This is a genomic window from Grimontia marina (assembly GCF_900060185.1).
Lineage (GTDB): Bacteria > Pseudomonadota > Gammaproteobacteria > Enterobacterales > Vibrionaceae > Enterovibrio > Enterovibrio marinus.
Genome location: NZ_FIZY01000086.1, coordinates 1 through 13,218, shown reverse-complemented (window position 1 = coordinate 13,218; position 13,218 = coordinate 1). Strand labels below are relative to the sequence as shown.

9 protein-coding genes and 1 pseudogene are annotated in these 13,218 nt (G+C 48.2%); 1 reads left to right on the top strand and 9 read right to left on the bottom strand.

The genetic code is table 11. The features are described 5' to 3' along the window. Positions 1 to 467 precede the first annotated feature (467 nt). The 3 genes from GMA8713_RS24080 to GMA8713_RS24070 form a co-directional block, all read right to left on the bottom strand. On the bottom strand, positions 468 to 899 hold the full coding sequence (locus GMA8713_RS24080) for an SMI1/KNR4 family protein (protein ID WP_198159578.1): 432 nt from the start codon (positions 897 to 899) through the stop codon (positions 468 to 470). A 156-nt stretch (positions 900 to 1,055) separates the two neighbouring features. Further along, positions 1,056 to 1,559 carry a hypothetical protein gene (locus tag GMA8713_RS24075; RefSeq protein WP_062715016.1) on the bottom strand — a complete coding sequence of 168 codons (504 nt, stop codon included), beginning with the start codon at positions 1,557 to 1,559 and terminating at the stop codon, positions 1,056 to 1,058. Continuing rightward, on the bottom strand, positions 1,556 to 4,777 hold the full coding sequence (locus tag GMA8713_RS24070; protein WP_232314557.1) for an RHS repeat domain-containing protein: 3,222 nt from the start codon (positions 4,775 to 4,777) through the stop codon (positions 1,556 to 1,558). The genes GMA8713_RS24075 and GMA8713_RS24070 overlap by 4 nt, the downstream gene beginning before the upstream one ends. 220 nt (positions 4,778 to 4,997) lie before the next feature. Between GMA8713_RS24070 and GMA8713_RS24065 the strand changes: the two genes are divergently transcribed. After that, the gene (locus tag GMA8713_RS24065) at positions 4,998 to 5,489 is read left to right on the top strand and encodes a hypothetical protein (RefSeq protein ID WP_232314556.1); all 492 of its coding nucleotides are present in this window, start codon (positions 4,998 to 5,000) and stop codon (positions 5,487 to 5,489) included. A 71-nt stretch (positions 5,490 to 5,560) separates the two neighbouring features. Here GMA8713_RS24065 and GMA8713_RS28630 read toward each other — a convergent pair. The 6 genes and pseudogenes from GMA8713_RS28630 to GMA8713_RS24040 all read right to left on the bottom strand — a co-directional run. Then, positions 5,561 to 5,629 (bottom strand): annotated as a pseudogene (locus tag GMA8713_RS28630) (hypothetical protein); the annotation flags it as partial. A 76-nt stretch (positions 5,630 to 5,705) separates the two neighbouring features. Continuing rightward, positions 5,706 to 5,933 carry a hypothetical protein gene (locus GMA8713_RS24060; protein ID WP_039850309.1) on the bottom strand — a complete coding sequence of 76 codons (228 nt, stop codon included), beginning with the start codon at positions 5,931 to 5,933 and terminating at the stop codon, positions 5,706 to 5,708. 1 nt (position 5,934) lies between these two features. Then, positions 5,935 to 9,789 carry an RHS repeat-associated core domain-containing protein gene (locus GMA8713_RS24055; RefSeq protein ID WP_062715014.1) on the bottom strand — a complete coding sequence of 1,285 codons (3,855 nt, stop codon included), beginning with the start codon at positions 9,787 to 9,789 and terminating at the stop codon, positions 5,935 to 5,937. After that, positions 9,790 to 10,785 (bottom strand): Rhs family protein, encoded by a 996-nt coding sequence (locus GMA8713_RS24050; protein WP_232314555.1) that lies wholly within the window; start codon positions 10,783 to 10,785, stop codon positions 9,790 to 9,792. Further along, complete coding sequence (locus GMA8713_RS24045; protein ID WP_062715012.1) at positions 10,782 to 11,501, bottom strand: DUF4123 domain-containing protein; 720 nt, start codon at positions 11,499 to 11,501, stop codon at positions 10,782 to 10,784. The genes GMA8713_RS24050 and GMA8713_RS24045 overlap by 4 nt, the downstream gene beginning before the upstream one ends. After that, positions 11,489 to 13,218: type VI secretion system Vgr family protein (locus GMA8713_RS24040; RefSeq protein WP_062715010.1), on the bottom strand; the 1,730-nt coding region annotated here is incomplete at its 5' end. The genes GMA8713_RS24040 and GMA8713_RS24045, both read right to left, overlap by 13 nt.

Genomic DNA, 13,218 nt, shown 5'->3' with positions numbered 1-13,218 from the left:
TCGGTGCTATGATGGCCATTACTCAGTCCTTTTTGTGGGTTTTCTCTGTTTGGCGATAGATCAGATCGCGCAAACTGGACTGAGTTTCTCTTACCTTTGAGATCTACTATTAGGAACAGCTATTTAGATTTGATGTTAGTGGAAGGGACGGAGCTTTCAGATGACACGAAGATATGGATTCGACAGACCATATTGAAGTTAGTGGCTTTGCTGAAGGTGAATGAAGACCCTAACATCAAAGAGTAACTCATGGGGTAGGAAATCAAAGTTTGAAGAATATTGACTAATGGCCTGTAGTTGTGAAACTTCAGGCCTTTTTCGTAGTGTTTTACTGCCCGCCATTGGCAAAAAAAATGGGGCACGAAATGGGACACTTTTTCTAAAAGGGGCATGAATTGGGACAGATTAGGCAGGGTTAGACAGGGACAGGTAGGTATTGGATTATACCTACCCAAAGGAGAGAGACATCACTGCTGAAAGTCTGTGTTATCTGGAGCTTCGAGTATTTTAGATTTCAATTGCCCACTAGCCCACTCACCGATAAAGTCTGCCAGTGTCATGTTGTACACCTCATTGTTCCCCCTGCGGCTGTCATAGAGATAGAGGTCATAACAATCAATGTCTTGAGAAGGCTTGAAGTAGATAGTGTCACCATTATCGGTTGCTGCTAGCGGGAACAGTCCACTCTTGTTGGGGTATGGTGATTGGGTGAAAAAGGTTTGTTTACTTAGTTCTGCATCTGCGTCAGTAATCCGAGTAATGTCACTCAAATAATCATAACCTTCGTATTCTTCAAAGGGATTAATGAGAAAAAGGAAGGAACTAAAGGCTCCAGAGCCATATGCCTCTGTTATTTCTTTGAAATCGCGTGGGAAAGTTACACCAACTTGCTGTTCCAAATGAGACCATCCGCTCTTTGGCGGAATGCCAGCTCTGTCTTTAGGGGGCAAGTATATCTTATTCAAAGCGTCCATATTACTTTTTGTTCAGACAAAAACCTCCCTCTTCGCTCCTTGTGCTTTTATCCGTATAGGGATACACCATATCCTTGAACTTTAGTAAACCACTAACTTTTTATCGGGTAGCACACCGCATGGCCAAAACCCTTGAGAGTATACCTTAAATACCTCAACCCATATGCCTTGACTATCGCTTAGGCACTCCATCGCCGCCATTCTGACACAATATAGAGCTGCATTTTTAGCTGCGATTGAATAGTCATGAGGCCCACTGACAAACTTCGATTTATCATAGCCCGAGAGTTTTTTTGAAGCGGCTTTATAGGCTGCCATGACCTTAGTTTTTCCACCTTCTATTGCAGCTACTCTTTTTGTGAGCTCTTGTCCATGAAATGGGTCTTTTTGATCTCTAGATGATGGGAGCCAGTCCATAGAGCTAGCAATCTTTTTTAACTCTGGGCTTAGTGAATCTTCAAAAGTCGAATTGTCCCAAGCTCTCAGATTTTGAATTCCTATATTATTGCCTGATGAACAATAACTACCTGATTTTGTGAACCATGAAGTATTATCAATCTTCGTAATTAACTCTTCATATGTCATTTTTGCCTCGGTTTCCGTAGGTCAGTAGTCCTGCCCGGAGGAAGACTCTTCGGCCCCTGTTGGATGGTCAACCGCAATACACTACCTTTAGCATGCGGACCTGGGGAGCCATTCGCAGAATGATTTGGTAATTTCCCAAAAGTTGGCATTAAATTCCACCACTTATTTGAACCACCGCTTTCAAGAGGAACCACATGATGCGGAGTGGCTGGCTTTTGCACACCATTGACAGTTCTTGTAGGCCAAGGGCGACCAGTTTGAGAGGACCACTGATCCATCAAGTATTTTTGGTTCTTTTCGAACTCTTTGCGCATATAACCGTTCTGAGTAACGCTGCGCTTTTGTACAACAGGGGAGTTCTCCGCTAGTAATCTCCGCTGATTTTCAGTTATTTCGCCTCCCGGCGCGGCAACTTTATTTGCATCATCAACGATCTCATCAATTAGTCGAGGAGGCTGGTTCCTGCATGGACAGCTACCTTCAATATTGGCCAACCCCAATGGATCCACCCACCCCGTAGGATTAGGCACATATTGGTAGTTGTTTAATCCACCCGCCAAACCGATGGGGTCTGCTGTAACAAATCGACCAGTGTTTGGGTTGTAGTAACGATGTCTGTTGTAATGAAGCCCCGTTTCCTCGTCATAGTACTGGCCTTGGAAGCGCAACGGGTTTGATATTTCTGAGATATGCTGTCTTAGAACGTTACCGTATGCGCGGTACTGTACAGACCAAAGTGATGTACCGTGTAAATCGGTGATATCTGTTGGCGTACCGATTTGGTCCAGGTGGTAGTGGTAAGCCTGACAATCTACTCCCTCACCCGACAGCATTGCCAACGGTTTGAAGGTGCCGGGCTCATAGATGTAGGTCTGGTAATGGTCTTGGCTGGTTTCGGCAATCAGGGTATCGCCTTGCCAGACAAACTCGGTAGTCTTCACACTGCCAAGCTTGTTCGTTACGCGCTTTTCAATGCGTCGACCAAACGCATCATACTTGTAGGTAGCGAACGAGCCGTCTGGCAATGTGGCTTTGGTTAATCGGTGTTGGCAGTCGTACTCATACTGCGTGACCAAGCTTTGCTGTTTGCCTCGTTTTTCCGCAGTCAGTCGGCCAAACTCATCGTATTCATAGTGGCTGTCGCCGTGGAATTTGAGCTGGTTACCTTCAACATCGAATGGCTTAGTGCCTGCCTTAGTGCCGATGACTTGATCAAGGAGGTTACCTGCGGGGTCATGGGCGAACGATTCTTCAACCACGCCTCGTGTTTTCTTGAGTCGTGATAGCGGGTCATAGTCGTAAAAAACGGTACCGAATCGGCTGTCAGCCATCTCGCTCAGGTTGCCATCAGCACCATAGAGGTATTGACGGGATTGTGTCTGTCGTCCGTTTTGGTGCTGGGTATGAGCAGTCAGTCGCCCTTGCTCGTCATGCTGAAAGCGGCTGAGAATGTCGCCTTGTTTGCGGGCGGTTTCCAAACCATTTTGATAGTGGTGACGGGTCAGTTGCTCATCGTTGAGCATGATACGGCCCAGCACACCGCCAGCAGAGCGTTCGAAGCTGAGCTTATTGGCATCAGGCAATTGCCAGTGGGAGAGGTTTCCAACACTGTCATACTCGAACAAGTTCGATGCCCAGCTTTGGTGTTCTTCGGTGAGCCTGCCAAGTAAATCATATTGCCACGCAAGGGGAGTCTCCCCATCGTCAACACCAATCAACTGTCCGAATGCGTCGTAGCTGTAGGTGACCTCTTGTCCATTGGGCAGGGTTTTCTTGGTTAGCCTGCCCATGGCGTCGCGCTCAAAAACGGTTTCCAGCTCGGTGCCTTGAGTGCCTGTCTCTGTTTTCTTCAGCAGTTTGCCGTTGAGGTCATATTCATAGGCGAAGCGACGGCCATCAAAGGTCGTTTCACTGCGAACCAGACCGTTGGCGAAATAATCGATGTGATAGGTTTCATTGCGCTCATTGATGATGGCGGTGACGAAGTTTTTGGCGTTTTCGTACTGGTAACGAAGAGTAGATCCGTCAGGTTGGATGACCTGACTAACAAGGTCGGTGTTCGGGTGATAGTCGTACTGGGTTTCCAGGCCGTTTTCATCAATAACACGGGTTGCCTTGCCGTAAGCATTGTATTCAAAGTGCTTAGTTTGTCCGGAAGGGAGCTTTACCTTACTCAGTCTGTCAGCATTGTCCCACTCGTATTGAGTGACAGCGCCAATGGCCGATTTTTCAACAATGATGCGACCGAAAATATCGTAGCGATAGGAAGCTTGAGAACCATCGGGATAGGTTTCGCCAATCAGCATACCCAGTCGGTTCCAAGCCAGTTTATGCTTGCTGCCGTCCGGGTAGACGATTTCGGTTAACAGACCTTGTCCGTTGTATCGGTAGAAAGTGTCTTGGCCAAGAGGATCACGTTTTTCAGTGATATCTCCTTGCGCGTTGTATTTATAGCGCCAGTTTCGCTTGCCTTGAATGACCCGGCGAAGGTTGCCTCGCCAGTATTGGTATTCAATCACCTCACCATCAGGTAGAGCGGTCAGTACGCGTTGTTGAAAGTCGTTGTAGACATGGCGGGTTTCATTGCCAAGCGGGTCGACAGTGAGGACTAAATCGCCATTTTCACTGAATTCGTTTTTTGTAACGGCGCCATCGGGATCTGTCTGTGCTACCAGCTTGGCGTTTTCATCATGTTGGTAAGCGGCAGTGCTGCCGTCTGAATAGGTGATTTCGACGGCATTGGAAGCGTCATCCCACTCGAATTTGGTGTCGTAACCTGTGTTGCTCCAGTGATGGACACAACGAACCTCTCTTCCTTCACCTTCCCACTGCCAGCCGAACTCGACGCCACCTGCCATTTTGCGCAGTGAGATGACGTTGGACTGGTCATATTGATAATGCTCGCCTTCGCCTGAAGTGTTAAGGGCATCAATGAGTTGCTGGTTTTCGTTGTAGTGATAAGTGAAACTGGTGCGCTCTGTTATCCACTCCTTCTTTGAGCCGTCTGTTTTCAGCGTGCGGAACTCAATCGCAGAAATGAGGCCGTTTTGATACACAAACCAAAGCGCAATACCCTGTTCGTTGATAACGGCTTGAGGCCGCTGATAGCCATCGTATTCGATCGTTAAGCGGTTATTGTATTTGTCTGATAAACCCGTCAGCTGAGCAGTATTCCCTTTTCGGGTGAAGTGATGAAAGGGTTGTCCGGCTTGCGCCAAAACATATTCATTCTCTTTTTCACCGAGGAATGGGAATAAAGGGACAGACGCTTTTAGGAAGTCTCAGATACTCATCTGAGCTTTCGGCTTTTTGAAAAAGACATAACGGATAGAAAAGTTTGTTGCTTCACCACTCATGGCAGGCATATCTAGCTGAATACCGCCAATGTTGGGTGATTCACTAAGTCGGTGAGGGTGTTGGGCTATCGATTTTCTTAGAGTGCCTGTCCCCAATTTAGACCGTCGACTCAATCTGACAGGCAAAGCTCAGGACTTCATTTTCGATGACATGATCCACGTGATTGACTCGCTCAATATCCATGGAAATATTGACCAGCAAGACATTCAGATAGTTTGCCAGAAAGCAGGCGATGAAATTGCCATGATTAACCTCTCCTGGGAAGAAAATGGCACTCTGTTCAATGGCCAAATGAACCGTCAGTTTGGAAAAACCTGCGAAACAGTATCGTTGGCCTTTGAAAACGAAGCCTTTCAATTTAACGGCTTCCTGAAAGGCGAGAAATTCGAGAAAGGCATTACCCAAACTGTCGAACTGCCAGATTGGACAGATACCCTAGAAACCAAAGGCTTTAAAGCTATGTTGGAAGACTGGGTGAGTGTGGTGGCATCAGGCCGAATGGATGAGAAAGCTAAGCAACGAAACCTATCGACTCATGCGCTTTGTGAGTGGTTGTTGGGGGAGGTTATATGAACGACACTCTGCATCAATGCGGTAAGCATGGTTCATTGAATGCTTATAAATCGATAAATGGAAAAAGAGACCTACAATGACCAAACGGATTTACCTTGTAAATCAGTGATATCTGTTGGCGTGCCAATTTGGTCTAGGTGGTAGTGGTAAGCCTCGCAGCCTTAGTCTTCACCCGGCTGTATTCGAAGTGCCTGGCCCAGTTGTTGTTTTGGAGAGCTAACTATAAATATTAACTATTTCTTGAATGACAAGTTGATCTTCATCAGTTACATCATATTGATAAAATACCGATCCAATAACCCTCCCTGGTATACAGCCAGGTATCATAGAAAAACGCTTGACCATTTCTATTTTTTTATCACTAGATGCTTCATATTTATCTACTAAATAAATAAGCGTTTTAAGAGCGTACGCTTCATCAGCAAGTTTTTCTAATTTGTCCATCTTATTCCTCTGGGATTATTTCTACTGCATCATAGATAACATCTCGTCTGTCGGCGTGCAATTGTACTGCTCCTCCCTTACCGTATTGAGGATAGGCTTCAGCAAACGGTTCTAATTTTGTCGGGTCATTGTCACCAGCCCACCTGGGGACTCTGACTTGCGGCTTTCCATCCTCATATAGCTGAAGCGTATCAAATTTCCCACGAATTCTTGCGTCAGACCATGATCCTTTACCATTCTCATCTGGACCTATCTTCGGTCCTTTGATTTGAAACGCATCAAGCGCATCAGCCGCATTATCATATTCTTCAAAACCAATATAAGTAGGCTTACCTCTCCCAGTTTCGAGCATTTCATGTCCCCATTTATAGGGTAAGCCATTATCTTCTTGAAGCCTTTCGTATCTGTAGCCAGTGCTAGGCAGAGTAGAAGAAGGCCCTGAAGGACCAACATAAAAATCCGGTTTTTGACTATCCCCACAACAAGCGCCATTAACAGATACATTCGCCAATCCCAGCGGATCCACCCAACCTGTTGGGTTTGGTGCATACTGGTAGTTGTTTAACCCACCCGCTAAACCGATGGGGTCTGCTGTAACAAAGCGTCCTGTGTTTGGGCTGTAGTAACGATGTCGGTTGTAGTGAAGGCCTGTTTCTTCGTCGAAATACTGCCCTTGGAAACGCAGTGGGCTGGATATCTCTTCGACATGCTTTCTTAGCACATTGCCATATGCGCGGTATTGCACCGACCAGACCGCTCTACCCTGATTGTCGGTAATATCTGTTGGGGTACCGATTTGGTCCAGGTGGTAGTGGTAAGCCTGACAATCTACTCCCTCACCCGACAGCATTGCCAACGGTTTGAAGGTGCCGGGTTCGTAGATGTAGGTCTGGTAATGGTCTTTGCTGGTTTCGGCAATCAAGGTGTCGCCTTGCCAGACAAACTCGATAATCTTCACATTGCCAAGCTTGTTTGTCACACGCTTTTCAATGCGTCGGCCAAAAGCATCGTATTTGTAGGTGGCGAAAGAACCGTCTGGCAATGTGGCTTTGGTTAAGCGGTGTTGGCAGTCGTACTCATACTGCGTGACTAGGCTTTGCTCTTTGCCACGTTTTTCAGCAATCAGTCGGCCAAACTCATCGTATTCATAGTGACTGTCGCCGTGGAATTTGAGCTGGTTACCTTCAACATCGAATGGCTTAGTGCCTGCCTTAGTGCCGATGACTTGATCAAGGAGGTTACCTGCGGGGTCATGGGCGAACGATTCTTCAACCACGCCTCGTGTTTTCTTGAGTCGTGATAGCGGGTCATAGTCGTAAAAAACGGTACCGAATCGGCTGTCAGCCATCTCGCTCAGGTTGCCATCAGCACCATAGAGGTATTGACGGGATTGTGTCTGTCGTCCGTTTTGGTGCTGGGTATGAGCAGTCAGTCGCCCTTGCTCGTCATGCTGAAAGCGGCTGAGAATGTCGCCTTGTTTGCGGGCGGTTTCCAAACCATTTTGATAGTGGTGACGGGTCAGTTGCTCATCGTTGAGCATGATACGGCCCAGCACACCGCCAGCAGAGCGTTCGAAGCTGAGCTTATTGGCATCAGGCAATTGCCAGTGGGAGAGGTTTCCAACACTGTCATACTCGAACAAGTTCGATGCCCAGCTTTGGTGTTCTTCGGTGAGCCTGCCAAGTAAATCATATTGCCACGCAAGGGGAGTCTCCCCATCGTCAACACCAATCAACTGTCCGAATGCGTCGTAGCTGTAGGTGACCTCTTGTCCATTGGGCAGGGTTTTCTTGGTTAGCCTGCCCATGGCGTCGCGCTCAAAAACGGTTTCCAGCTCGGTGCCTTGAGTGCCTGTCTCTGTTTTCTTCAGCAGTTTGCCGTTGAGGTCATATTCATAGGCGAAGCGACGGCCATCAAAGGTCGTTTCACTGCGAACCAGACCGTTGGCGAAATAATCGATGTGATAGGTTTCATTGCGCTCATTGATGATGGCGGTGACGAAGTTTTTGGCGTTTTCGTACTGGTAACGAAGGGTAGATCCGTCAGGTTGGATGACCTGGCTGACAAGGTCGGTGTTCGGTTGATAGTCGTACTGGGTTTCCAGGCCGTTTTCATCAATAACACGGGTTGCCTTGCCGTAAGCATTGTATTCAAAGTGCTTAGTTTGTCCGGAAGGGAGCTTCACCTTGCTCAGTCTGTCAGCATTGTCCCACTCGTATTGAGTGACAGCGCCAATGGCCGACTTTTCAACAATGATACGACCGAAAATATCGTAGCGATAGGAAGCTTGAGAACCATCGGGATAGGTTTCGCCAATCAGCATTCCCAGTCGGTTCCAAGCCAATTTATGCTTGCTGCCGTCCGGGTAGGCGATTTCGGTTAACTGACCTTGTCCGTTGTATCGGTAGAAAGTGTCTTGGCCAAGTGGATCCCGTTTTTCGGTGATATCTCCTTGCGCGTTGTATTTGTAGCGCCAGTTTCGCTTGCCTTGAATGACCCGGCGAAGGTTGCCTCGCCAGTATTGGTATTCAATCACCTCACCATCAGGTAGAACGGTCAGTACGCGTTGTTGGAAGTCGTTGTAGACATGACGGGTTTCATTACCAAGCGGGTCGACAGTGAGGACTAAATCGCCATTTTCATTGAATTCATTTTTTGTAATGGCGCCATCGGGATCTGTCTGCGCTACCAGCTTGGCGTTTTCATCATGTTGGTAAGCGGCAGTGCTGCCGTCTGAATAGGTGATTTCGACGACATTGGAAGCGTCATCCCACTCGAATTTGGTGTCGTAACCTGTGTTGCTCCAGTGATGGACACAGCGAACTTCTTTTCCTTCACCTTCCCACCGCCAGCCGAACTCAACACCACCTGCCATTTTGCGCAGCGAGATGACGTTGGACTGGTCATATTGATAGTGCTCGCCTTCGCCAGCAGTGTTTAAGGCGTTAACGAGTTGCTGATTTTCGTTGTAGTGATAGGTGAAACTGGTGCGCTCTGTTATCCACTCCTTCTTTGAGCCGTCTGTTTTCAGCGTGCGGAACTCAATCGCAGAAATGAGGCCGTTTTGATACACAAACCAAAGTGCAATACCCTGTTCGTTGATAACGGCTTGAGGTCGTTGATAGCCATCGTATTCGATCGTTAAGCGGTTATTGTATTTGTCGGATAAACCCGTTAGCTGGGCAGTATTCCCTTTGCGGGTGAAGTGATGAAAGGGTTGCCCGGCTTGCGCCAAGACATATTCATTCCCTTTTTCTCCCAGAAATACTGCTGCACCTGCGAGGTCGTTATAGATTTCAGGTCGCGACTCCGTAGGCTCTGGAAGTTGGGTGCGTTTGCCTTCTGCATCTTTCCAGAACAATTTGCCCGCTTCGAAGATCAGAGACTGGCTGAGAGGGTGACTCCAGCCATAACCCAAACTTGAGTTGAGCTCACAGCTTGATGTTTTGTAGGTTCGGGTAAAAGTGTAAGGTAGCGCACCAGGAAGCGTGACATCGCTAAGTTGAAGGGTTTCCTCACCCGTTACCATGGAGACTGGACAGCCTTCTGACACGTCCTTACTCGCACCTTGTGTTGCGTCGCCTTTCTCTGTGGTGCTTTTGCTGTTATCGATATCCCGAGGTTTTTCAGAAGTGATATGCGAACTTTGGGTCGCAGAGCGTTTCTCCGAAGTCGCGCCATCTAGGTTTTTCCCCTCGACACTCTGGGTGGCTTTGGCTCTGACATTGAGCTTCCCATTGCCATGCTGGGTAACCTTTTTTAGTGTGTCGATGTTATCCACCGCATCCACTTTGGTGATATCAACGACTTCTTTGATTTTCTTTACGGCTTGAACAGCACGCGCTTTTTTGTTCATTTACGCACCTACCATGGCTGCGGTACCCGCAACATCTCTGAGTCGATTGATATTTCGTAAAACAGCGCCGCCGGGGATAACGAGGCTTAGCACGACTTCTACCAAAATTGCAGCGAGAGAAACCGTGACCAGAGAGAGGACCTGCAGAGGACTGAGTGTTTTAAGCCACGAAATGACCATATTGAGGCAAAGGAAGCAGCGCGCTTCATCTTTTATCAGCGTCAGCATTCGCTCCGCTTCTTCTTTCGCTGAAGTTAGCTTTTCAGCGATGAGTTCAGGGTTTTCTATATACTTGGAAAGCTTTTTTTTCAGCTCCGTGGGATTGGCGAGTAGTTTGAACAAGTCGGCAATTTCATCCCAGGCATCAATAAGCTCATCGAGCATTTTGTCGAAAAATTTACCGACTTCCTCCCAAACATCGATGGGGTTTGAAAGGTAGATCTGCCATTCGCTACGCTGCGTTTTCCATTCTTTATCCAACCAAGCAGAGAGCTTGTTGATTGTTGGGTCATAGGAATCGAGCATGGTCTTTATGTCACTTTCGCTCACCTCGGGATAAAAGGTGATGCGGATAGGTTTACCCCGATATTTGGGGTCTAGCGTGACCTCAGCTGTGCCGTCGCTACCGATTGTGCCAGATACTGCTGGCCCATCAGGTTCGTATGAATCGATAAATATCCCATCATCGAATTTGACCGGCTGTACCTTAAATGGCGTACCCGTTATGGGAACAAAGGCTTCGGCTTCAAAGCAATGAACAAGAGTGATCTTTCCATCAAGTGGACAGGTGATGATGTCGGCTTCGATTTTTGAATCGTCAGTATCTGCAGACTGCTCGTTATCATTGACGATAACCTTCTGTTCCATATCCAGCGCCCACCCATAAAACCAGTTCTCTGAGTGTTTGCGGTATTCATCAATCGAGGTCTCGAAATCCGATTTAATCTTGCTGAACATGTTATCGACGTCAGCCATCGTCATTACGTTACTGCTCACCGATACACCTCTTTATCCAATGCATTTTTGATGTAACTGTTTAAGGTGCCGAATTCTTCCTTGTGGCGTTCAACCAAGCGCTTGACCTTGGCTTCGATGGTTCTTTCAGGAAAAGAAAAGTAAATATCGGCATGATTTTCCCGGAGCCATTTAATGCTGTTGGCAATGAGAACGGATTTGTCATCTTTGCTGAGTTTTTTGACGACATCACCAGGCACTTCCCACCAAGGAAAAGGCTTTTCCTCCACTGAAGAAGTAGGCCAAGAATTTGTTACTGTGCGTTGTTTTGATACCCATTGGTTGCAGGGTCCCATCACGTGTGCGCGCTGTTCGTTGTCACAGAAGTTCGCCAGATCGATACTGAATCTCGGGTCATAGAAACGGAAAAAGGCATGGTTACCAGAGGGCATCCATACCAGTGTCAGACTGCGAAAATGTTGGAATATGTCCGGCAAGTGGAGTGTGCTCGCAACGAGAATGCCCCAGTCCTCATTCGCTTCCTGCTCAGTCCAGGTAATGAAGTCAGGCAGGTGCGAAACGTCAGCGATATAGGGCATCACTTCATGCCATTCTGCGTAGGGTGTTCCGCTCCAAAGTGGTTTGGCGTCATTACCGCCAAAGCGATAGAAGTCTGCCAACGCTTTGTCATCGCAGGTTCCGTTGAATATGGCATACCAATGGAGAGGAGCCTCTGTCTCTTGGGCTAGATCTCGCATTGGCCATCCTTACATTTTTCACATTCTTCGCAGAATGGTGCTGCGGATTTCATGGTGGCGATTTGTGCCGGTGTCAGCATAGGGAGTGGGTTTTCTGGCTTAGGTGGCAGTTGTCCTGGCAATGTGGGTGCTGCACCGCCTGCATTTAGATCAATAACGGGGCCTGATATATGTACACCTGAAGTATCAACAGTGACGAAACAGCCCCCCGCTTTTAGTGTGATCTGGCTACCTGCTTCAATCACCAACTTAGCACCGGACTTTTGGTGTATTTCATTGCCTGCGTCGACAAGCTGTCCTGTACCTTGTTTGATGTGGATCTTGTTGTCACTGATGACTGTTTTGTCACCTTTCACATGCTCTTTGGATTGCCCATCCACGGTCAGGTGATCATCCACTTTGATATGCTGGAACCTTTCATTCTCCACATCCAGGTGGAGGTCATGCTTGATATTATCCTTGCGGTCATTCTCGACCAGCAGGTTCATGTCCTTCTGGGCATGGACATAGATTTCTTCCTGTCCCGCCTGGTCCTCAAAGCGAAGCTCATTAAAACCTTCCCCCTGATGGGTTTCGGTTCTAAGTACCGTACGCGTCTTGTTCGCCGGCAGCGGGTAAGGTGGCACATTGGTGGCGTGATACGTGCGCCCGGTAACAATTGGCTGGTCCGGGTCACCTTCAAGGAAAGAGACAATCACCTCATGACCGATACGGGGAATGGCCATCATGCCATACTGACCGCCTGCCCAACCCTGAGAGACACGTACCCAACAACTTGAGGCATCATCACTGTTACCATAACGGTCCCAGGGGAACTGCACCTTCACCCGGCCATGTTCATCACAGAAGATTTCCTCACCATCGGGACCGGTAACAATCGCGATTTGTGGGCCATGAACACAAGGTTTCGGTTGCGGTGTCGGACGCCAAGGCCTGTGAGCCGGAATCACCGAAAAGGTATTGTGGAACGTCGTCATGCCCTCACCGCCGGCCTCTTCCAGCGCTTGCGGCTGAGTGCCTTCACACTGGGTAGAGACCACCACCCAATCACGGTTCTTGGTCTCATCCGGATGGTCCACGAGGTCAAACAGCATGCCCGGCTGAACCTGCGGGACATTGCTTTGCGCCGTTGCCGTGATGGCATCACTTCTTAAATGCTCAAGACGGTACTGGGTAAAGGGCTTCCCTGCGGCATCACTCTTATAGCGCCCCGGGTAGTCATAATGTTCATACGTGCCACGCTGAAAGGCCATTTCTGTGCCCGCGTGTTCATGCAAAAAGCCATAGGCCGGCTTTTTAAAACTGTAATCTTTCAGCTGCGCGGAAGAGGGTCTTGCCTGCGCCGAAGACTGCCAGCCTTTAACAAAATTCTCTTTAGATATCCCACCGACATTCACGTTATAAGGTAGCGCAAGGCCCGAGGCAGACAGGGTCTGGGTATCATCCGAAAACAGTACCGTGTGCTTGTCTTTGGAATGCAGGAAGCAATAGAAAATACCTTCTTCCGCCGCAATACGTTCCAGGAATTCGAGGTCCGTTTCCCGGTACTGGACACAATACTCACGGGTCTGCGATGTCGCGGATAAAGAAAACGCATAATCATCAATGCCCATCTCCTGCAGGAGAATACTCATGATTTCCGGGGCAGACTGCTGCTGGAAGATACGGCTGTTCTGGCGAAGGGACAGTCTGGCAAGGGACGGCACCATCTCCAGTG